This is a genomic window from Tolumonas lignilytica (genome assembly GCF_000527035.1).
GTDB lineage: Bacteria > Pseudomonadota > Gammaproteobacteria > Enterobacterales > Aeromonadaceae > Tolumonas > Tolumonas lignilytica.
Map to the genome: position 1 here is coordinate 152,356 of NZ_AZUK01000001.1, position 21,786 is coordinate 174,141.

Annotated in this window: 17 protein-coding genes and 1 tRNA gene; 7 read left to right on the forward strand and 11 right to left on the reverse strand. The window is 45.0% G+C overall.

The features are described from left to right. Positions 1-198 precede the first annotated feature (198 nt). The 4 genes from H027_RS0100695 to H027_RS0100710 form a co-directional block, all read right to left on the reverse strand. On the reverse strand, positions 199-1,164 hold the full coding sequence (locus H027_RS0100695; protein WP_024870619.1) for an ABC transporter permease: 966 nt from the start codon (positions 1,162-1,164) through the stop codon (positions 199-201). After that, entirely contained in the window at positions 1,164-2,270 is a 1,107-nt protein-coding gene (locus H027_RS0100700; protein WP_024870620.1) for an ABC transporter permease, read from the reverse strand. Before H027_RS0100700 ends, H027_RS0100695 begins: the two co-directional genes overlap by 1 nt. Then, positions 2,267-3,829 (reverse strand): ABC transporter ATP-binding protein, encoded by a 1,563-nt coding sequence (locus H027_RS0100705; protein ID WP_024870621.1) that lies wholly within the window; start codon positions 3,827-3,829, stop codon positions 2,267-2,269. The genes H027_RS0100700 and H027_RS0100705 overlap by 4 nt, the downstream gene beginning before the upstream one ends. Before the next feature lie 80 nt (positions 3,830-3,909). Further along, a complete protein-coding gene (locus H027_RS0100710; protein WP_024870622.1) occupies positions 3,910-4,911 on the reverse strand; it encodes a BMP family lipoprotein in 1,002 nt (333 codons plus the stop codon). A gap of 215 nt (positions 4,912-5,126) precedes the next feature. On the opposite strand from H027_RS0100710, the gene H027_RS0100715 reads away from it, so the two are divergent. From H027_RS0100715 to H027_RS0100725, 3 genes are all read left to right on the forward strand, one after another. After that, on the forward strand, positions 5,127-6,821 hold the full coding sequence (locus H027_RS0100715; RefSeq protein ID WP_338064795.1) for a LytS/YhcK type 5TM receptor domain-containing protein: 1,695 nt from the start codon (positions 5,127-5,129) through the stop codon (positions 6,819-6,821). Beyond that, on the forward strand, positions 6,821-7,537 hold the full coding sequence (gene btsR / locus H027_RS0100720; RefSeq protein WP_024870624.1) for a two-component system response regulator BtsR: 717 nt from the start codon (positions 6,821-6,823) through the stop codon (positions 7,535-7,537). The genes H027_RS0100715 and btsR overlap by 1 nt, the downstream gene beginning before the upstream one ends. A gap of 158 nt (positions 7,538-7,695) precedes the next feature. Next, positions 7,696-9,522 (forward strand): carbon starvation CstA family protein, encoded by a 1,827-nt coding sequence (locus H027_RS0100725; RefSeq protein ID WP_024870625.1) that lies wholly within the window; start codon positions 7,696-7,698, stop codon positions 9,520-9,522. Positions 9,523-9,590: 68 nt separating this feature from the next. On the opposite strand, the gene H027_RS0100730 is transcribed toward H027_RS0100725, so the two are convergent. Together H027_RS0100730 and H027_RS0100735 are read right to left on the reverse strand one after the other, a co-directional pair. Next, a complete protein-coding gene (locus H027_RS0100730) occupies positions 9,591-10,787 on the reverse strand; it encodes an acetate kinase (protein ID WP_024870626.1) in 1,197 nt (398 codons plus the stop codon). Between the two features lie 503 nt (positions 10,788-11,290). Beyond that, complete coding sequence (locus tag H027_RS0100735; RefSeq protein WP_024870627.1) at positions 11,291-11,890, reverse strand: HAD family hydrolase; 600 nt, start codon at positions 11,888-11,890, stop codon at positions 11,291-11,293. 248 nt (positions 11,891-12,138) lie between these two features. Between H027_RS0100735 and serA the strand changes: the two genes are divergently transcribed. Next, the gene (gene serA / locus H027_RS0100740; protein WP_024870628.1) at positions 12,139-13,371 is read left to right on the forward strand and encodes a phosphoglycerate dehydrogenase; all 1,233 of its coding nucleotides are present in this window, start codon (positions 12,139-12,141) and stop codon (positions 13,369-13,371) included. Positions 13,372-13,503: 132 nt separating this feature from the next. Here the strand turns inward: serA and aroA are convergent, their stop codons facing one another. The 3 genes from aroA to H027_RS0100755 all read right to left on the reverse strand — a co-directional run bounded on the left by aroA (position 13,504) and on the right by H027_RS0100755 (position 16,665). Then, the gene (aroA, locus tag H027_RS0100745) at positions 13,504-14,787 is read right to left on the reverse strand and encodes a 3-phosphoshikimate 1-carboxyvinyltransferase (RefSeq protein WP_024870629.1); all 1,284 of its coding nucleotides are present in this window, start codon (positions 14,785-14,787) and stop codon (positions 13,504-13,506) included. Positions 14,788-14,958: 171 nt separating this feature from the next. Continuing rightward, positions 14,959-16,044, reverse strand: a complete 1,086-nt coding sequence (serC, locus tag H027_RS0100750; RefSeq protein WP_024870630.1) for a 3-phosphoserine/phosphohydroxythreonine transaminase — start codon at positions 16,042-16,044, stop codon at positions 14,959-14,961. Between the two features lie 240 nt (positions 16,045-16,284). Continuing rightward, the gene (locus H027_RS0100755; RefSeq protein WP_024870631.1) at positions 16,285-16,665 is read right to left on the reverse strand and encodes a hypothetical protein; all 381 of its coding nucleotides are present in this window, start codon (positions 16,663-16,665) and stop codon (positions 16,285-16,287) included. Between the two features lie 171 nt (positions 16,666-16,836). Between H027_RS0100755 and H027_RS0100760 the strand changes: the two genes are divergently transcribed. Genes H027_RS0100760 through H027_RS0100770 form a run of 3 tightly spaced genes read left to right on the forward strand, consistent with a single transcriptional unit; the run spans position 16,837 to position 19,777 of the window. Further along, a complete protein-coding gene (locus H027_RS0100760; RefSeq protein WP_024870632.1) occupies positions 16,837-17,862 on the forward strand; it encodes an efflux RND transporter periplasmic adaptor subunit in 1,026 nt (341 codons plus the stop codon). Beyond that, positions 17,859-19,103, forward strand: a complete 1,245-nt coding sequence (locus H027_RS0100765) for an ABC transporter permease (RefSeq protein ID WP_024870633.1) — start codon at positions 17,859-17,861, stop codon at positions 19,101-19,103. The genes H027_RS0100760 and H027_RS0100765 overlap by 4 nt, the downstream gene beginning before the upstream one ends. Continuing rightward, entirely contained in the window at positions 19,100-19,777 is a 678-nt protein-coding gene (locus tag H027_RS0100770) for an ABC transporter ATP-binding protein (protein ID WP_024870634.1), read from the forward strand. The genes H027_RS0100765 and H027_RS0100770 overlap by 4 nt, the downstream gene beginning before the upstream one ends. Positions 19,778-19,794: 17 nt before the next feature. Here the strand turns inward: H027_RS0100770 and H027_RS0100775 are convergent, their stop codons facing one another. Beyond that, positions 19,795-21,426 carry a methyl-accepting chemotaxis protein gene (locus H027_RS0100775; protein ID WP_024870635.1) on the reverse strand — a complete coding sequence of 544 codons (1,632 nt, stop codon included), beginning with the start codon at positions 21,424-21,426 and terminating at the stop codon, positions 19,795-19,797. A gap of 213 nt (positions 21,427-21,639) precedes the next feature. Continuing rightward, positions 21,640-21,716: transfer RNA gene (locus H027_RS0100780), tRNA-Met, on the reverse strand. Positions 21,717-21,786: the final 70 nt, after the last annotated feature.

Below are 21,786 nucleotides of genomic sequence, written 5' to 3' on the forward strand. Positions count from 1 at the left end.
GATGGCACCACTCTGTAAACTTAACTTTACACCAACACTGCATCCTGAATTTTAATCTTATATTGACATAATTCTGAATTAGCATTAGCTCCGATGACAAAATACCAGTCTTGGTTATTTTTGCAAGATCTAAAACAGCATATAAAAGAAGAGCAACCCGAAGGTTGCTCTATCAGAATACAAATAAATAGCGCAAGGCTATTCCCTTTCTTTCACATAGGCGGTGCCCAATGCTTTGGGTGCAACCGCTTTCCCGATAAAACCGGCTAATAAGAACACAGTCAGTAAATACGGTAATGCTTCAATGAATTGAACAGGAATAGCATGACCAGCAATTTGAACACCTTGTAGACGAATAGCCAACGCATCCAAGAAACCGAAAAGCAGGCAAGCACTCATTGTTGTCCACGGACGCCATTTACCAAACACTAATGCAGCAAGCGCCATATAGCCTTTGCCAGCACTCATATTTGGAATAAATTGAGCGGTTTGCGCCATCGATAAGTATGTTCCACCCAGCCCTGCAAGCAGCCCACAGATGACGATAGCACTATATCGCAGCCTGATGACTGATATCCCCGCAGTATCAACTGCTGCTGGTGATTCGCCAACCGCCCGCAGGCGTAAACCAAACCGCGTCCGGTATAAAATCCACCAAGAAACCGGCACAGCCAATACTGCAATGTATTCCAGTATCGTATGACCACTCAGAAGTCCGGAGTATAACGGGCCAATAACAGGGATATTCTGTATTGAAGATTCCAATGGCAGATGCAATGGCGCAAAACGGGCATTGCCATCCAGAGCAGGCGTTTGCCCCCCCTGATCAAACCAATACCGCCCTAACGTGACAGTTAAACCAGCCGCTAGAATATTGACCGCCATACCACTGACGACCTGATCGCCACGGTGAGTAATAGTGGCAAAACCATGCAGCAGTGACATAGTAATTGAAACAAATACGCCAGCAATGACACCTTCAAAAGCCGAACCTGTGACTGATGCGGTTGCAGCACCTGCAAATGCCGAAGCCAGTAGATTACCTTCCAGCCCAATATTGACAACCCCGGAACGTTCACAGAAAAGACCGGCCAAGGCGGCGAATATTAACGGTGTAGCCACACGGACGGTGGAGTCCAGCATCAGGATCAGTGTTTCATACATTATGCAGTCTCCTGTCTGCTGGTTATCTTCAGATACAGCGCTTCTAATCTGGGTTTAAACATATGTTCTAATGCTCCAGAGAAAAGGATCACTAATCCCTGCAGTACCACAACAATATTGCGGTCAACACCATAATCAAAACTCAGCTCTGCGCCACCCTGGTAGAGAAAGCCGAATAACAAACTAGCCAGAATGACACCGACCGGGTGATTTCGCCCCATGAGTGCCACTGCTATACCTGTAAAACCGAAGCCTTCAACATAGTTCAGTTTTATTTGGTGTAATTCACCTTGAATGACATTCAGGGCAAAGAAGCCAGCCAACATGCCGGATATGGCCATCGCCATAATGGTAACTTTGGAATAGGAAATGCCTGCGTAACCCGCTGCATGGACGTTAGCTCCGACGGATCGGATTTGATATCCCCACCGGGTATGCCACAAAAAGACCCACACAAATACCGCACATAAAATGGCCCATATCAGACTGATATTCACCGGGCTCTCAGTCATGTTAATGCCGACTAACGCCAAGAGGTTATGAATTTTAGGCAACCAACTGGCTTCAGCAAATACTGCACTTTCCGGAGCCATCGTATTGGCTGGTTTTAGAACATCAACCAAGAGATAAGCCATCAGCGAAGAGGCTATGAAATTAAACATAATAGTTGTGATAACGATATGGCTACCACGTTTAGCTTGTAAATAGGCAGGAATAAAAGCCCAGGCTGCACCAAACAAACCGCCTGCAATTAATGCCAGCGGTAATAATAAATACAGCGGCAACTTATCGCCCAACCACAGACACACCAAACCAACACCTAATCCACCAACATACGCTTGCCCTTCTCCACCGATATTGAACAAGCCTGCATGATAGGCAACAGCAACGGCTAAACCAGTAAAGATAAAACCGGTTGCATAATACAGAGTAAAACCAACACCCTCCGCATTACCAAAAGCCCCTTCCCACATGACTTGAACAGCCTCGAGAGGATTAATATTTATGTAATAGAACAGTAAAGCAGAGACGGTAAAAGCCATTAATAAATTAATGAGTGGCACCAAACCGACATTAATCCAAAGCGGGATCCGCTGTTGACTCATATCTGATCCCCTTGTTTAACCTGTAAATGATCTGGAACGATATTTGCCATCATACAACCCAATGTTTTTTCATCAGCTTGTGCTGCTGACACTTCGCCGACAATTGCACCATCAAACATGACGAGAATACGATCTGACAGTGACATAATTTCATCCAGCTCTACCGACACCAATAGAACCGCTTTCCCCGCATCACGCATCGCCACAATCTGATGATGTATAAATTCGATCGCCCCGATATCCACACCGCGGGTCGGTTGCCCGATTAAGAGTACATCTGGATTTTTTTCGACTTCTCGAGCGATCACTAATTTCTGCTGGTTACCACCAGAAAAATTAGCCGTTTTTAATTGAGGGCTTGCAGGGCGAACATCCCACTTGTCCATTTTTTCCTGGCAGTCGCGTAAGATCGCTTCTTTGTTTTGCAAAAGACCTCGGTTATACATGGGGTCATTGTGATATCCCATGATAAAGGCTTCCTGCGCAGAGAATTTATTGATCAGACCCATTTTATGCCGATCTTCAGGCACATGGCCTAAACCATAAGTTCGCATTAATGCAGAATCAGCTGGTTGTTCAGCCGTTACATGATGTTGACCGACCGAGAATGTCCCGCTATCCGGTTTAATGATGCCACTGATCAATTCCAATAATTCGGATTGACCATTACCGGAGACACCAGCGATCCCGACGATTTCACCAGCACGGACATTAAATGACACCGATTTTACTCGCTCGACGCCATTTCCATCGACATAACGAAGTTTATCCACATCAAGCAGAATCTGACCAGCCTGAGCCTCTTTTTTGTCTACCTTCAGGCGAACTTTACGACCGACCATCAGCTCAGCCAAATCTTCACGTGACGTGTTTTGGGTAGCAACATGGGCCACCATTTCACCTCGCCGCATGACAGAAACCTGATCGGTAATTGCCATAATTTCACGCAACTTATGGGTGATCAAAATGACGGTGGTGCCCTGTTCCTTCAATTTTGCCAAAATGGCAAACAAATGTTCGGCTTCTTGTGGTGTCAGTACACCGGTGGGTTCATCCAGAATCAGTATTTCAGCACCGCGATAAAGTGCTTTAAGAATTTCTACGCGCTGCTGTAAACCTACAGGAAGATCTTCAATATAAGCATCGAGCGGAACATCTAAACCATATTGTTCCGCTAATTCTTTTAGTTTTTTTCTGGCCGCTGTAAGGCTTGGAGCCAGTGTCCACCCCTGCTCAACGCCAAGAATAATATTCTCTAATACTGTGAAGGTATTCACCAACATGAAATGCTGATGGACCATGCCGATACCAGCGGCAATCGCGTCCTGCGATCCCCCAGGCTTATAAGGAGTACCCTTTACTTTCATCTCGCCTTGATCAGCGTGATAAAAGCCATAAATGATACTCATTAATGTCGATTTCCCAGCACCGTTTTCCCCAACGATGCCATGGATCGAGCCTTTCCGAACTTGTAAATCAATAAGTTTATTGGCGTGCACTTCACCAAATCGCTTATCAATACCACGGAGTTCTAACGCATATGAGTCTAATTGCGCCACAGTATTAATTTCCAGGACACGGGTTAATAAATACATGACCCCGGCGTATTAAGCCGGGGTCATGACTTTTTTACAGAAAATTAGTATTTACAGGTGTTATCAGCCATGTAGTCATGAACTTTGATTTTGCCTGAAATAATATCTTTCTTGATGTCATCCATTTTTGTTTTCATTTCAGGGGTGATCAGTTTGGCATTGTTTTCATCCAGCGCCCAATCAACACCACCTTCAGCTAAACCCAATACTTTAACTCCAGGCTTCCATTTGCCTTGAGCAGCTTCGTCCCAGCTTTGGAAGGAAGCCAGACCGACGCTTTTCACCATAGAGGTCAGCATGGTACCCGGATGCAGATGATTCTGATTTGAGTCAACCCCAATGGCCAGTTTACCGGCATCTTTGGCTGCCTGATAAACACCCAGACCAGTACCACCCGCCGCAGCATAAATAACATCTGCGCCTTTAGAGAACTGAGTTTTGGCCAGTTCAGAACCTTTTGCAGGATCAGCAAACGCAGCCGGCGTTGAGCCGGTCATGTTCTGAAATACTTCAGCTTTAGGATTAACGTATTTAACCCCTTGTTCGTAACCGCATTCAAATTTACGAATAAGAGGAATATCCATACCGCCAACAAAACCGACTTTACCGGTTTTAGATGCCTGCGCGGCCAGAGCACCCACTAAAAAAGAGCCTTCGTTTTCTTTGAAAACAACAGATTGAACATTTGGTTTGTTAACAACTGAATCGATGATGGTAAATTGAACTTTTGGAAATTCAGTTGCAACTTTCTCGACAGAAGATGAGAAATTGAACCCAACTGCGACAATGGGGCTAAAACCACGACTAGCCAGACGACGAAGCCCCTGTTCACGTTGAGCTTCATTTTGTGGTTCAAATTCTTTAACTGTGATGTGTTTAACTTTTTTGTATTCTTCCACACCACCACGGAATACCGCTTCATTAAATGACTTGTCAAATTTGCCCGCAGTATCATAAATAACTGCCGGTTCTGCCGCTTTAGCATGAGCACTTAATGCAGTCAGAGTAAACGTCGCTATTGTTGCCATTTTTAGAATATTATTCATCTTCTTATCCTTCCAAGGGTAATCTGGCCTGAGCCCGGTAAAAGGGCACAAGATATAAGTCTATGAAGTGAAGAATTTTGGTCAAGTTTTTTACCTTAAAACTTGCTGTTATAGCGCTTTATTATAGAAAAATGAGCTTATTCGAAGTTAACTGCTAATGTCTTCCCCACAATGGGGCAAACTAAATGGAACCTATCGCCATGAGCTTTCAGCAGATCACGCTTATCGTCTCGCTTTTGCAACAGATGTGCGTCTATGTCGTCATTGTTTATTTGTTAAGCAAAACGCCGCTTTTTCAACCGCTCACGCAGGTTACCATCCGATTACCCAATAAAATTCTTTGTTATTTAATTTTCTCCGCGTTTTGTATTATGGGAACCTACTTTGGACTTCGCATCGACAACTCGATTGCTAATACCCGCGCAACAGGAGCCGTGTTAGGTGGGATCGTCGGAGGCCCGTTAGTGGGTTTTTTAGTCGGCCTGACAGGCGGGATCCACCGTTACAGTTTGGGTGGATTTACTTCTTTCGCCTGCATGATTTCAACCATAGCTGAAGGCGTCTTAGGCGGATTGGTTCATCGTTATTACTTAAAACGTCGCCGCCCGGAGCAGTTATTTAATCCCTGGATTGTTTTTTCGGTTGCTCTGGTCGCTGAGTTTTTGCAGATGGGGATCATTCTCTTATTAGCCCGCCCTTTTGAACAAGCCTGGCATTTAGTACAAAACATCGCCTTGCCCATGATGCTAGCGAACAGTTTTGGCGCTGCGATCCTGATGCAAATGCTCTTGGATCGAAGAGCCATGTATGAAAAATATTCTGTCGCCTTTTCTGCCCGTGCATTGAAAATTGCCGAACGTTCTATGGGTATTCTCAATAAAGGCTTCAATCAGGAAAACTGCATGCAACTTGCCCGCATTTTGCTTGAAGAAACCAATGTCGGTGCTGTCGCCCTGACCGATCGGGAAAAACTGCTGGCATTCATCGGTATCGGCGAAGATCACCATTTGCCCGGTTCACCTATTACCTCTTCACATACCTTACGCGCGATAGCCAACAATGAGGTCGTCTATGCCGATGGAAATCTGATCCGTTATCACTGTACGCTCGACCCACGCTGTAAACTAGGTTCTACACTGGTGATCCCGCTACGGGGGGAAAATGATCAGGTGATTGGTACCATCAAATTATATGAACCTAAGCGTAAACTTTTTTCCTCCTTAAACCGTACGCTCGGTGAAGGTATGGCCCGCTTACTCTCAACTCAGATCCTCTCTGGAAAATATTCAGCACAGAGTGAATTGTTATCACAGTCTGAAATCAAATTACTCCACGCACAGGTCAATCCACACTTTTTGTTTAATGCGCTTAACACGTTAGCATCTGTCATTCGTACCAATCCGGAACATGCTCGACAACTGGTTCAGCATTTATCACTGTTTTTCCGGAAAAATTTACGCCGTGAAGCCGAAGATGTAACACTGAAAGAGGAATTGGAACACGTAAACAGTTATTTACAGATTGAACTGGCCCGATTCCCTGATCGGCTAAAAGTGGTTTTCACTATTGATGACTCATTGTTGAATCAGAAATTGCCAGCCTTCTCACTGCAACCGATCGTAGAAAATGCGATAAAACACGGCATATCTCATTCAATGAGCGGCGGCACAGTGACAATTGCCAGCCGACGGGAACCGGACCACTGGTTGTTGTCTGTCGAAGACGATGCCGGATTATTCAATATGCCCGCACAGCCGGATAAACATGAAAATTGTAATGGCCTAGGTATGAATCTGGTTGATCGCCGTATAAAAGCCCATTATGGCGAACAGTTTGGCATTCAGGTTCAGTGTGAACCCGAGGTGATGACCCGGATCAGTATCAAATTACCGTTTACTAAGGTCGAATAATGTTACGCGTCATAATTGTTGATGATGAACAGCCAGCGAGAGAAGAGTTACGTAGTCTTCTTGCCGCATATGATGAGCTGGAAGTGATTGGTGAATGCAGTAATGCACTGGAAGCCATTCCTGCCATTCATAAACAAAAACCCGATGTGGTTTTTCTGGATATTCAAATGCCTCGGATCAGCGGTCTCGAAATGGTCAATATGCTTGATCCGGAACAGATGCCGGCGATTGTATTTGTCACTGCCTTCGATGAGTTTGCACTGAAAGCATTTGAAGAAAATGCGTTTGATTATCTGTTAAAGCCCATAGAAATATCTCGGCTGGAAAAAACGCTACATCGGCTGCACAAAGAACTCGCACCACAATCTTATCAACCAATAGCCGAGCTGGCGCCTCTTCGCTCAATCCCCTGTTGTGGTCATAACCGGATATTCTTAGTGCCATTATCTGATGTTGAATATATCCACAGTGATCTGGCTGGTATTCATGTCTGCAGCGCAAAACAATCGGGAATGACGCAACTGACCATGCGTACTCTAGAGGAAAAGACCCCGTTCCTGCGTTGTCACCGCCAGTACATGGTTAACCCAGATCAGGTAGCAGAAATACAATTGCTGGAAAATGGCAGTGCGGAAGTGATAACTCGCGCACAACAACGGATCCCGGTCAGTCGTCGTTATCTCAAACCGCTGAAACAAAGTCTGAATATTCCCTGATCGTCATAAACCGCTTCATCACGTTTCAGAACCGCTTAATACGCTATATCACCGCTTACTTGTTTATGAATGTTATTCCTGAAGCAGGTTTTCTAAAGTGAATCTGTACCGCCGGAATTGTTCTGGTGTCAGTTTTCACTTGTTCAGGAGTAACACAAATGACGCATGCAATAACATTTGTCATCAGTGCACTGTGTATTCTTGCTATTTGTTATCGGTTTTACGGTATCTTTTTCGTTCGAAAAGTACTGCAGGCCGATGACCGTCAGGTCACGCCTTCTCATGCGTTAGCTGACGGCAAGAACTATGTGCCAACCAATCGCTGGGTGAATTTTGGTCAACACTTTGCAGCCATCGCTGCGGCTGGTCCGTTAGTTGGCCCTGTATTAGCAGCACAATACGGCTATCTGCCCAGTTTCCTTTGGTTGCTGATCGGTTGTGTTATCGGTGGCGCGGTGCACGACACAGTCGTGCTTTTCGCTTCCATGAAGTATCAGGGCAAATCATTATCCGAAGTAGCTAAAGCTGAACTCGGCCCTGTTGCAGGATGGTGCACAGGGTTGGCAATGCTGTTCATCATTACGATCACCATGGCAGGTTTATCTATGGTGGTCGTACATGCCCTGGAACGCAATTCCTGGGGTACCTTTGCCGTCTTTATGACGATCCCGATCTCTATGGTGGTGGGTTTATATCATAAACACACCGGCGATTTGAAAAACTCGTCCATTGTTGGCTTCATTGCAGTTCTCGCTTGTGTATTCTTTGGACCCTATATTCAAGGTACGTTTCTCGGTGATTGGTTAACTTTGCATGAGACCACCATCAGTCTGGCGTTACCTATTTATGCATTCTTTGCAACCGCTTTGCCAGTTTGGTTATTGCTGACACCTCGCGGTTACATCTCTTCATTCATGAAGATTGGCGTATTCGGCGCACTGATTGTTGGAGTGGTATTTATTAATCCAGAAATTCAGTTCCCTGCCCTGACCCAGTTTATTCATGGTGGTGGCCCGGTTCTTGGTGGTCCAGTATGGCCATTCATTTCAATCACCATTGCCTGTGGCGCAATCTCCGGTTTCCATGCCTTCATCGGCTCTGGCACAACGCCTAAACTGGTTGATAAATGGAGTGACATCTTACCCGTCGCCTTTGGCGCGATGCTGGCAGAATGTGTGGTCGGTGTCATGGCGTTGATTGCGGCAACAGCACTGCATCCGGCTGATTATTTTGCTATCAACTCGGCGCCTGCTGCATTTGCAAACCTGGGAATGAATGTTATCGATCTGCCACAGTTATCCAAAGAAATAGGTTTGGATCTGTATGGCCGTACCGGTGGCGCTGTTACTTTGGCTGTTGGGATGTCTTACATCTTCACCAAAGTAAGCTGGTTCAGCTCTCTGGCATCTTATTTCTTCCAGTTTGTTGTTATGTTTGAAGCGGTATTCATTCTGACAGCAGTGGATTCAGGCACCCGTGTATCACGTTATTTAATTCAAGACTTCTTTGGTGAATTTTATGCACCACTGAAACGGATTGACTGGATGCCAGGTGCCATTGGTGCAAGCGTACTGGCTTGTATGATGTGGGGTTATCTGCTGATGTCTGGTGATATTGGCTCTGTCTGGGCATTGTTCGGGGTTTCTAATCAGTTGATGGCATCGGTTGGCTTGATTATTGGCACAACCATTATCCTGCGTCTGTCTCAGAAACGCCGCTATGCGCTGACTTGTCTGATCCCGCTGGCATATCTTTTTGTGACCGTACAATATGCGGGTTACTGGATGATCTCTCACGTCTACTTCAACCCGGCAGCAAAAGGCTACAACATCTTCAATGGTTGTATCTCCATCATCATGCTGGCACTGGGAATCATTATTCTGATTTCAGCATTACGTAAATGGAAAGAACTGCTGGTTAAGACACCCACTCAACGTCATCAGGCTGCGCTGGAATCAGCAACCGCACCGCAACAAGCAAGTTAAGATAAAACTTTTACAGATAGCAAAACGGCCCATGATGGGCCGTTTTTATTATATAAATAATCTGAAAATTATTTAGCAAACTCAGCAGCACCTTGTGCGATGACCAGCTCTTCGTTAGTCGGAATAACGAATGCTTTAGTGCTGCCAGGTTTAGTAATCAAACCTGAACTGCCAAAACGCGCGGCTGCATTACCAGCTTCATCTTCCACAAAACCGAAGCCTTCCAGCAGTTTCAGAACAGCGCTACGCATTGGCATAGAGTTTTCACCGATACCACCAGTGAAAATCAGTGCATCGACTTTACCGACCGCAACATAGTAAGAAGCGATGTATTTCGCCAGACGATAGCAGTAAATATCAAACGCCTGCTGACAGTTTTCGTCACCTTGCTCAACACCTTCAATAATGCCGCGGAAATCGCTGGTTTTGCCAGACAGACCCAACAGGCCAGATTTCTTGTTCAGCGTATTACGAACGTCTTCAACTGTGTAGCCCAGTGTGTCGATCAGGAAGAACACAACTGACGGGTCGATATCACCACAACGGGTACCCATTACGATACCTTCCAGCGGAGTCAGACCCATAGAGGTATCAACACATTTACCATTTTTGATAGCACTGACAGAACCACCATTACCCAAGTGAGCAGTAATGATATTGGTTTCAGACATGGGTTTTCCGAGCATTTTAGCGGCTTCAGTGGTTACATAGTAATGGCTGGTACCATGTGCACCATAGCGGCGAATAGCATGTTCAGTGTACAGCTCACGAGGAAGCGGATACATGAATGCTTTAGCAGGCATAGTCTGATGGAAAGCGGTATCGAAAATTGCAACGTGAGGTAAATCGGAGAAGAGACGACGGGCGGCGGCAATACCAAGTAAGTGTGCCGGGTTGTGCAGCGGAGCAAGTGGAATACATTGCTCAATGCCTTTCACCACTTCATCAGTGATCAGTGTAGGCTGAGAGAATAGTTCTCCGCCAGATACAACACGGTGACCCACCGCGATGAATGACTTCATCAATTCAGGCTTACCTTCAAGGATATGTTCCTCGAGATAAGTTAACGCCGCAGTGTGATCCGCACCGGCAACTAACGCGTCCTTCTGTTTTTCGTTATCACCAAACCGCCAACTGATATTAGCTTCGGGTAAACCTAAAGCTTCTGCCAGACCGGTCAGATATTGCTCACCTGAAACAGGATCAACGATAGCGAATTTCAGTGATGAACTGCCACAGTTAACAACCAGAACGGTTGGATTGATTGTTACTTCCATTCTTTCCTCGCATTGCTTCAAACACATGGGTGTTAAAGCGGTTCAAGGTCAGGGCGAACGAATTAATTTCGTTCGACGATGGCCTACTCAATAAGTAACGTCTAAAAACCGGCTCAACGACTTATGGTTCATAAGTTTCGGCTTTTAGATGCTGCCTTAGATATATCAGCCTGAACCCGTAGTTTCGACTCAGGCCCCTGAATGTCAATCCATCATAAATTATGCCAATCCGACCAGGTCACTGCGTTTGCTATTCGACACACAGAACGTCCACGGTTATCAAGCTAACAGCCCTTTCCCCCGCCACGGTCTCTTTGCTACAAACCTCACATTTCCTGTCGGATTACACACATTAATTGGTCTTACCAATTAATGTGGGATTCGACTATTTATTCTCCCTTATTCCTACCAATCCGTCACCTGTTTCAATAAGATTTAAATTGGCGTTTATACTGTTAAATGATTTAGATCAGTTTTCTGTGCAAATCCGTCTATTCCTGCCATGTGACGAATTGTTTCAACGCCATACTGGCTTGTGAAGCAGAACAAAAATGGATTGATCTGATACCTAATTGCTCAGCTGTTTGAACATTAGCCAGAGAATCATCAATAAAGACGCACTCAGAATTGGTAAGACCATTTTCATTAAGCAAATATCTATAGATTGCTGGATCAGGTTTAATTAATTTTACTTCTGCTGAAATCACCCGACCTTCAAATTCATCCCAGAAAGGTGCATGTTTTGCCAGATAAGCCGCATTATCATGCCCCATGTTGGATAATGCATAAATGCCATGCCCCGCTTGCTTCAACTGTTTCAGCAAGGTAATGCTTTCATCAATGGGAGTTAATGAGGCCGGAACCGCATGGTAAATAGCAGCAACAATGTCCTCATCAATATCTGTCCGTTCAACCGCCCGCTTAATTATTTCAGGGATCGTCAACGCCCCCCTGTCTATTTCATGCCAGTCTGGATGTGCAAACAAAAGTTCCGCAACTCTGACAGCGCCGGGCGCATTGATCACTGAGCGTACAATATTGACTGGATCCCATCTCACCAGCACGTTTCCGATATCGAAAATTATGTTCATGACCACCCCTTCTTAAATTCATACAAAGATATGCCTTGCGGTATCCACTGTCCAATCAGTAAATACGAACAGACCTTATTTAAGGCATATATTTTGCTAGTTCGATGAGCATCTAATGTATATAGATATATTGCATTAGCCATATAGAAAATTTGTATTACGTTAAGGCAATCTTCCTTGGCGCAGCCTCCCCTTTTTTGTTAATTTACTACGCAATCCAATGACGTTGCGTAAAAGGGAGCGCAGACATGACCAAATATTCTCTCGACAAGGACAAGATCAAAGTATTACTGCTGGAAGGTGTGCATCCAAATTCCGTAGATAACTTCAAATCTGCTGGTTACACCAATGTGGAATATGTAAAAGGCTCACTGGAAGAAGAAGCGCTGATCGAAAAAATCCGCGACGTACATTTCATTGGTATCCGTTCTCGTACTCATCTGACTGAACGCGTTCTTGAAGCCGCTCAGAAACTGGTGGCTATTGGTTGTTTCTGTATTGGAACCAACCAGGTTGATCTGGCTGCAGCCGAAAAGCGCGGTATTCCTGTATTTAACGCTCCATTCTCTAATACCCGTTCTGTTGCAGAATTGGTATTGGGCGAAATTCTGTTACTGCTGCGCGGTATCCCAGCTAAGAATGCGGGAGCTCATCGTGGTGATTGGGATAAGAGCGCCAACAATTCTGTTGAAGCCCGTGGTAAAAAATTAGGTATCGTAGGCTATGGCCACATTGGTAGCCAGCTGAGCGTTATCGCTGAAAGCATCGGCATGAAAGTTTATTACTACGATATTGAAAATAAACTTTCTATGGGTAATGCAATTCAAGTGGCAACGATGGATGAACTGTTAGCACAGTCTGATGTCATCACCCTGCATGTGCCTGAAACACCATCGACCAAAGACATGTTTGGTGCTGAACAGTTTGCCAAGATGAAAGCAAACTCCATCTTTATCAACGCAGCTCGCGGCACTGTAGTCAAAATTGATGACTTAGCGGCAGCGCTGGAAAGTGGTCATATCGCAGGTGCTGCAATTGACGTATTCCCTGTTGAGCCTAAAGCCAATGGTGAGAAATTCGTTTCTCCATTGCAGAAGTTTGACAATGTACTCCTGACTCCACACATTGGTGGTTCTACTCAGGAAGCACAGGAAAACATCGGTATCGAAGTTTCCAGCAAGCTGATCAAGTATTCAGACAACGGTTCAACTCTGTCTGCTGTTAACTTCCCTGAAGTCTCACTGCCAGAACTGAATCGTAAAACCAGCCGTCTGCTGCATATTCATCGCAACCAGCCTGGTGTTCTGAACAAGATCAACCAAGCATTTGCTGATGAAGGCATCAATATTGCCGGTCAGTTCCTGCAAACCAACGCTAACATCGGTTACGTTGTCATCGAAGTAGAAACTGAGCACAGTGATATTGCGCTGGCCCGCCTGAAAGAAATTGATGGTACGCTGAAAGCACGTATCCTGTTTTAATTAATACCGAGTATTAATTAAAAACAGCAAAAAGCCTGACTAGATGTCAGGCTTTTTTATAACCAAATTCAGCAGAATCAAACATAAAAAAGGCGGCCTTAAGCCGCCTTTTTCCATATGGCAGTTCAGCAATCAGTGTTGAGACACAGATGAAAATTTAGTGAAATAATCAGGGAACGTTTTAGAGGTGCATCCCGGATCATTAATCGTTACAGGCGTGTCACTCAATGCCACCAGCGAGAAACACATCGCTATACGATGATCATTGTAGGTATCGATCGCAGCATGTTTTAACTGTGCAGCAGGTGTAATTTCGATGAAATCATGACCCTCAACAACCTCAGCACCTACTTTCCGCAATTCAGTTGCCATCGCTGTCAGACGATCTGTTTCTTTTACGCGCCAGTTGTAGATATTACGAATAGCGGTTTTACCTTTCGCAAACAATGCAGCTGTCGCGATTGTCATGGCCGCATCTGGGATCTGGTTCAGATCCAAATCAACGGCACGCAATTCACCTACATTTTCTGCTTCGATAAAGTCATCACCCCAGGTAATTTTCGCACCCATTTTCTCCAGCACGTCCGCAAAGCGGATATCACCCTGAATACTGTCTTTGCCAATGCCAGTAACACGGACTTTGCCTTTGATTGCGCCAGCAGCGAGAAAATAAGACGCCGAAGAGGCATCCCCTTCCACTAAAAACTTGCCCGGAGAGACATAGGTTTGATTACCACGCACATAGAACACCTGATAGTTGTCGTGTTCTACCGTCACACCAAACTGTTTCATGATATGCAACGTGATATCAATATAGGGTTTGGAAACCAGCTCACCGCGAATACGGATGCGTACATCACCGGAAGCCAATGGTGCAGCCATCAGGAATGCCGTCAGAAATTGACTCGATACCGAACCATCAATCACAACTTCCCCACCCCACAGGCCTTTGCCTTCGATAGTGAGCGGTGGATAGCCCTCTTTTTTCAGGTAATGAATATGTGCACCGGCCTGACGTAAAGCATCTACCAGATGTGCAATTGGACGTTCTTCCATCCGAGGCTCACCGGTCAGAGTGAATTCGCCACTACTCAGACAAAGTGCCGCACATAAAGGACGCATGGCGGTACCTGCATTACCCAGAAATAAACTGACTGGCTCTGCTGAGGAAAATGCACGGCCTAATCCATGAACCGTACAAGTCGTTTTATCCGCAGAAAGTTCATATTTAACACCCAGTGTTTTCAGGGCGTTCAGCATATGACGGATATCGTCGCTATCGAGCAGATTAGTTAAGCGGGTTGTTCCTCGAGCCAGTGCCGCTAGTAGTAAAGCACGATTGGAAACGCTCTTGGATCCAGGCAAGTTAACTGTCCCTTCTACACGCGCAATAGGTTCCAGAGTCAGGGTTTTCATAGTGTTCCTGTTACAACGAAAAATTCTTATTGTTAGGGAAATGAGACACGCTCATAGATTCCACCATAAAAATAACGCCGGATAATCCGGCGTTATCCTCTACATTTAATATTACACTGCAGCGCAGAGGAACGCCGCTTTAAATCACATCAGCGGTGACTGAATTGACGATTAACTGTGCTTCTTAGCAAAATCATCCATAAAGCTGACTAATGTTTTGATCCCTTCCAGCGGCATCGCATTGTAGATGCTGGCCCGCATACCACCAACAATACGGTGGCCTTTCAGCGCCATCAAACCCGCATCTTTCGCTTCAGCCAGAAAAGCGGCATCCAGTTCAGGATTTGCCAGTTGGAATGGGACATTCATGCGTGAACGGCAATGTGGAGCAACGTTATTGCTATAGAAGCTGCTGTTATCAATGTAGTTATACAGATAATCGGCTTTTTCTTTATTCAGTTTTTCCATGGCTTCTAAACCGCCCAGGTTCTTCAGCCATTTAAACACCAGACCAGCCAGATACCATGAATAGGTCGGCGGGGTGTTAAACATAGAATCGTTTTCAGCCGTCAGTTTATAATCAAAAATAGCAGGAACATCAGCACGGGCCTGATTCAACAAATCATCACGGACAATAGCAATGCACAATCCTGATGGGCCAATGTTTTTCTGTGCGCCGGCATAGATGATTCCAAACTTAGAAACATCAATCGGGCGAGACAGAATAGTAGAAGACAGATCAGCAACCAGAGGAATATCGCCCGTGTCTGGCAGATCGAACATTTCGATCCCTTCGATGGTTTCGTTCGGGCAATAATGAATATAAGCAGCATCAGAACGGAACTGAGGTTTTTCGACCAAGGTAAAATGGCCGTCTGCATCTTTGGTTACACCCTCAACCGCGACCGCATCAGCATATTTGTGCGCTTCAGTCAGTGCAGCCTTAGACCATACGCCAGAGATCAGATAATCCGCTTTCTTGTTTTCGCCACCCAGCAGGTTCATTGGCACTGCCGCAAATTGACCACGACCACCGCCATGCATAAACAATACTTTATAGTTATCCGGTACATTCAGCAGATCACGCAGATCCTGCTCTGCTTCTGCAGCCAATGCCATGTATTCTTTACCACGGTGGGACAGTTCCATCACAGACACGCCTAAACCCGCGAAATCAATAAATTCACGTTGAGCCTGTTGCATCACTTCCACCGGCAACATAGCCGGGCCAGCACAGAAATTGTACACTTTTTTCATATGTCCTTATACCTCAGCGTTTTATAGCTAAATAATAAAGTGGAACCGTCAGCTTTTTGCAATGTGTAGCGGCATACCGGGAAACGAAGGAAAAAGCTAAGCAGATTTGATCTGGATCTCATCATACAACATTGCAGTCGCAGGTACGGAATGGTTTTTTGATTTTCGTTATCAATAAAAAATCCGGAGCGCGAAAAGAGCAAACTCCGGATATGATAAACCCAACTGATACGTCAACTACTAGTTTTTCCCTCTACCGTAACCGTTTCCATTCATCATTCCCCCTTTCCCTGCTCTACCACTACCAATGCCCTGATTATTCATCATTGGTGTATCGGGTAAGGTGACACCTTGCGCTTTGGCACGTTCAAGCATGAGGGTTCTATGTTGAAGACGGATTTTCTGGCGTTCTTCCGCCGTGGTGGCATTTTGCATTTGTGTTCTGAATGTTGTCCGTTCCGCCGGAGTCATCAGTTGATATCCGAAAATAGGCTCTTTATCTGCAACGTATGCTGCCTGAGGGGCTGGTTTTACTGGCGCGGTCTTATCTGCTGCAAAGCCCATGATGGGTACAATGAGTAAACCAATCATTATCGACTTGGTTATTGTAGATGCTGACATCTTTCGTCTCCTCTTTATATCCTGACAAAGGAATCCTCACTATGTAGCTCTACAAGTTTAGTTTACATAGTTTAACTTTTCCTAATTTACATAAACATAAAACCATGCATTTTTTATGGAGTAAGACTATCTATACTTAGATCTGAGCCCTCATGAATGCAGGAGCCACCTGTGTTGACCCGACGGAAAGGATTCTTTGTGTTAATGGTGCTGGTCATGAGCACTGTGAGCATTATTTACTTTCTCGTTCCGCCATCGCTGCGTGTTGCTCATCCGTCCAGAGGACAAGTTATTGAAGCCGTCTATGCGACAGGTGAAATCGAACCCGACCCGTTAATTCGTGTTGCCACTGAACGAGCCGCTCGATTAACCCAATTGTTTGCCGATGAGCGAATGTCTGTAAAAGCCGGACAAGCTCTGGCTCAGTTAGACGATGCCGAACTGAAAACCTCCGTGCAGGAAATGCAGATCCGCCAAAAAAATGCAGAGAATAATCTCTATCGCATCACACACTTGTTTCAGCGAAAAATGGTGAGTGCAGAACAGCTCGAACAAGCCAAGACCGACGCAGATGCGGCTAATGAAGTGACCCAACGAGCCTTGGCACAGCTCAAATCACTTACTTTAGTCAGCCCGGTGGATGGTGAGGTGATCCAACGCGATGGCGAGACCGGTGATTATTTACCGGTAAATCAAATTGTTTTCTATCTCCGCAAGGCCGGAACCTCTTTGCGTTTATCGGCCAGTGTGGATGAGGAAGACATTCCTCGTGTGAAAACAGGCCAGCGCGTACTCATTACGGCCGATGCATTTCCCGGCGAAACCTTTGAAGGCATCATTCGCGAAATAACCCCCAAGGGGGATCCCATCACCCGCAGCTACCGTGTACGGATCGCCTTACCTGAAAACGCTCCCTTCTTCATTGGTATGACGGCGGAATGCAATATTCTTATTGCCCAACGGGATCACGCCTTACTGATCCCCAACACCAGTATTGTTAATCATGGCGTATGGCTGATTAAACACGACGAAACATTCTATCAACCCGTCACTACGGGAGAAAAAAACGCAGACAAAACCGAGATATTGTCCGGAATATCCGATCAGGATGTTGTCATTCTTAACCCACCCGAAAAATTGCAGGCCGGTCAGAAAGTGCGGGCTTATTGGCCAGATAAAACGGACACCCGCTCATGAATCTATCTGCCTCTATCGCACTCAGTCATCTGATGTCACGTCGTCGACAAACGATAGTGTCTGTACTCGGTGTTTCACTGGGTGTGGCTTTTTTTCTGGCAATCTCCGGTCTGATGCGTGGCTCTGAACAAGACTTTATGCAACGTTTGGTTGATAACTCCCCTCATATCACTGTCTATGACGAATACCGATATCCGAAGAAGCAGCCGATTGAACTGGTATATCCGAAAGCGGTTTATACCCTACACGGCGTGAAACCCAAGACAGAAATCAAAGGTATTCGGCAATATAAAGAAAAATTGCTCCAGCTTGGAAAAATAAAAGATTTAGAAATAGCCCCCGTATTGCAAGGACAAGTCATTGTTTCCTATTCCGGTATCACGCGCGGGGTCACATTATCCGGTGTGGTGCCCGATTTAATGAAAAACGTCAGTGCTATTGCGCACTACTTCATTCAGGGCTCACTGGAAAGTTTATCCATCAACCCCAATGGCATCATCATTGGTGCAGGTCTTGCTGAAAAACTGCAGATAACCATCGGCGATCAACTCACCATTACATCACCAACCGGCAGTGTTCGTCTCATGAAAGTGGTCGCACTTTTTCGCACCGGCACCGCCAACAATGATGACCGCCAAATTTATGCCTTATTAAATCGGGTTCAAAATTTTCTGGAAAAGCCAAATGTCGCCAATTTGCTGATTATTAAGATCAAAGATCCTAATCAGGCCACTACGGTAGCACATCAGATTGAACAGGATATCGGCTATAAGACGCAATCCTGGCAGGAAGCCAGTGAAGATCTAATGAATATGGTCTTGATCAGAAATCTCATCATGTACAGTGTCGTCAGTGCCATTCTGGTGGTGGCGTCGTTTGGTATTTACAACGTCATTTCGACGGTCGTCTTGGAGAAAACCAAAGACATTGCCATTTTAAAATCGATCGGCTTTGGCGCAAATGACATCGAAGGCATCTTTTTAATTGAAGGAAGCATACTGGGGTTGTTAGGCAGTGTATTGGGAACGGCACTTGGCCTGTCGTTGATGTATGGGCTGAGCCGAATTTCCTTTAAAAGCCCGTTTTATACGGCTCAGGCGTTCATCCCTATTTATTGGGGCATGGATCAACTGTTGTTTGCCATCGCGTTTGCCATGTTATCGTCATTATGCGCCGCTTGGTTACCAGCAAGAAAAGGCGGTCGGGTTAAACCGGTCGACATTCTGCGAGGTGCCGAATGAGCGGTATTTTGCGAACAGAGAGACTGACTCGGATCTTGCCGGGTGAAGTGCCCGTTACCTTAGTTCAGAACATTGACCTGCAGATAGAACAGAATGAATTTGTTGCCATCATGGGGCCTTCAGGTTCAGGCAAATCATCCTTGTTATATTTACTTGGTCTGCTCGATTCTCCGACTTCAGGAAAACTCTGGCTGGAGGATGCAGAAACCAGTTTATTTACTGACAACCAATTAGCTCAAATACGGTTACAACGTATTGGCTTTGTTTTTCAATTTCATTTTCTGCTTGCTGAATTTTCATCTTTAGAAAATGTCATGCTACCCATGCGGAAACTCGGTGAACTTACCGAGATCCAGGCACGCGAAAAAGCCAATGCCTTATTAGACTCTCTGGATATGCGCGACCATAAACATAAACTGCCCCACCAACTTTCCGGAGGACAACGTCAGCGTGTTGCTGTCGCCCGGGCATTAGCCAATGATCCAGTGTTAATTCTTGCCGATGAACCGACCGGCGCTTTGGATACCAAATCCAGTGCCAATGTCCGGGATATTTTGCATAACCTGACACGTCAGCATAAATGTGCCATTGTCGCAGTCACGCATGATGCGGAATTTGCCAAAGCTGCAGATCGGCAAATTCATTTGGTCGATGGCTGTCTGGTTCAGGCATGAAACCAAGAATGAGAATCTCAGTTCATCAATTTCTGCATAGACTGATGCAATTCCGAAGAAAGAGTATGCAATTGAAGACTGGTGTCCTTCGTGATTTTTGCATTTTCTTCATTTTGTGATGCCGTATTTTTGATATCGATCAGATTGCTGGAAATATCTTCAATCACTGACGTTTGTTCTTCTGCGGCAGTGGCGATCTGATGAGTCATATTCTGAATGTCACCAATTGATTTCGTTATTTGTTCTAACATTATTCCCACTTCTGTTACTTTACTTACACTGTCTCCACTTATTTGATGACTGCTGGCAATAGCTTGAACGGCATCGCTAGTTCCACTTTGAACCGTAGCGATAATCGTATTAATCTCAGCCGTAGAATCTGCAGTACGTTTAGCTAATGTTCTAACTTCATCGGCAACTACTGCAAATCCTCGACCATATTCCCCTGCCCGGGCCGCTTCAATCGCGGCATTTAATGCCAGTAAATTTGTTTGATCTGCAATACTACGAATCACCTCCAACACCGTTGTAATTCGACGGCTATCTATATCTAACTGTTGAATCACATGCGCGGTATTTTCTATTTCATTACTCATCTCAGTGATCATAGAAATGGTAGATTGCATGACTCGTTCACTGTTATTCGCAGCCTGATTAGCCTGATCAGCAGCACTGGCAGCAATCGAGGTACTATTTGCGACATCCTTTGCTGTTGCCGCCATTTCATGAACTGCGGTTGCAACTAAATCAGCTCGGGCTAATTGATCTCGAGTGCCTGATGCCATAACGGTGGATGTGGCTTTTAACTGTGAGCTGGAAAGGTCAAGGTGATCAATACTGCTTTTCAATTGAGTAAAGGTATGGAAGAGAGAATCACGTAATATGCTGGCTGATTTGGCTAATGCACCCAGTTCATCTTCTCGATGGTTTACAAAACGCAGCTCAAAACGACCTTGACTTAATTGTGAAATATACGCAATCACTTCACGAATAGGATTTAGAATCCGGCGGTTAATTAACCAGATACTGGCTAATATGACAAATAGGCTGGAAGTAATAATAATCACGACCCCGATGATGATTGCCTTATTTGAATGCTGAAGAATCAATGCTGATTCATTGTCACTTTGCTCATGCAGTTGCTTAGCCAATACAGACATTTTTTCACTGGTAACACGATCAATTCCCTTTACGGCCTTATCACCCATATAAGGATCTGCATTAGCAGCCAGAAATGCATCTCTTCCTTTCCGATAAGAAATGCCTAATCGGGTATGTTCTTCGATCAATTCTTTTATCTGTAGTACCAACACCGTGTTTTGCTGCCGGGTAGCCAGTGACTGTAAATCGGTCAGTATTGTCCTAACTTTCTTTTCTTGTGTCTCAAATTGCTGCCAATATTTATTCAAATTCTCCGGGTTTTTCCCGCGTAACAATACATCCTTCCATTCCTGTACCTGGATTTTGAATTCCAGATTTGCATTATCTACCAATTGAGATTCTTTCAGCGGGCCCGCAAGAAGATCACCATATGACGTTACCGCCTGTGACAAATAGCGAAAACAAAACAAGGCAATAATAATAAGCAGAATCACCGTGCATCCCTGCAGAATCAATAATTGCGCCCGTAACGATTTATTGATCGACATCTTGTAGCTTCCTGTTGTCTTCATTCTTCTGAGTTAATACTAGACCATAATTTTCCTTCTCTTTTTGACTTTTATCTCAATGAAGGTCAGAAAAATTTTGGTTCAAAAGATCAGATGCTCTAAACAAATAATAGAAATAAATGAGAGCAAACGAGAGAAATGAGAATGGATTAAGAAACGAAAAAGGCCACTTCTGAAAGTGGCCTTTAAATTTGGTTGCGGGAGCAGGATTTGAACCTACGACCTTCGGGTTATGAGCCCGACGAGCTACCAAGCTGCTCCATCCCGCGTCAATGAGAATGATAATAGTTGGAAACAAAACAAATTACAAGCTTTTAATTCCGAAAAATGATTAGATGA

Bases quoted from the DNA above. Each gene is read 5' to 3' on its own strand.
- H027_RS0100695 (WP_024870619.1), bottom strand. From the start codon at position 1,164: ATGTATGAAACACTGATCCTGATGCTGGACTCCACCGTCCGTGTGGCT.
- H027_RS0100700 (WP_024870620.1), bottom strand. From the start codon at position 2,270: ATGAGTCAACAGCGGATCCCGCTTTGGATTAATGTCGGTTTGGTGCCA.
- H027_RS0100710 (WP_024870622.1), bottom strand. From the start codon at position 4,911: ATGAATAATATTCTAAAAATGGCAACAATAGCGACGTTTACTCTGACT.
- btsR (WP_024870624.1), top strand. From the start codon at position 6,821: ATGTTACGCGTCATAATTGTTGATGATGAACAGCCAGCGAGAGAAGAG.
- H027_RS0100725 (WP_024870625.1), top strand. From the start codon at position 7,696: ATGACGCATGCAATAACATTTGTCATCAGTGCACTGTGTATTCTTGCT.
- H027_RS0100735 (WP_024870627.1), bottom strand. From the start codon at position 11,890: ATGAACATAATTTTCGATATCGGAAACGTGCTGGTGAGATGGGATCCA.
- serA (WP_024870628.1), top strand. From the start codon at position 12,139: ATGACCAAATATTCTCTCGACAAGGACAAGATCAAAGTATTACTGCTG.
- aroA (WP_024870629.1), bottom strand. From the start codon at position 14,787: ATGAAAACCCTGACTCTGGAACCTATTGCGCGTGTAGAAGGGACAGTT.
- serC (WP_024870630.1), bottom strand. From the start codon at position 16,044: ATGAAAAAAGTGTACAATTTCTGTGCTGGCCCGGCTATGTTGCCGGTG.
- H027_RS0100755 (WP_024870631.1), bottom strand. From the start codon at position 16,665: ATGTCAGCATCTACAATAACCAAGTCGATAATGATTGGTTTACTCATT.
- H027_RS0100765 (WP_024870633.1), top strand. From the start codon at position 17,859: ATGAATCTATCTGCCTCTATCGCACTCAGTCATCTGATGTCACGTCGT.
- H027_RS0100770 (WP_024870634.1), top strand. From the start codon at position 19,100: ATGAGCGGTATTTTGCGAACAGAGAGACTGACTCGGATCTTGCCGGGT.
- H027_RS0100775 (WP_024870635.1), bottom strand. From the start codon at position 21,426: ATGTCGATCAATAAATCGTTACGGGCGCAATTATTGATTCTGCAGGGA.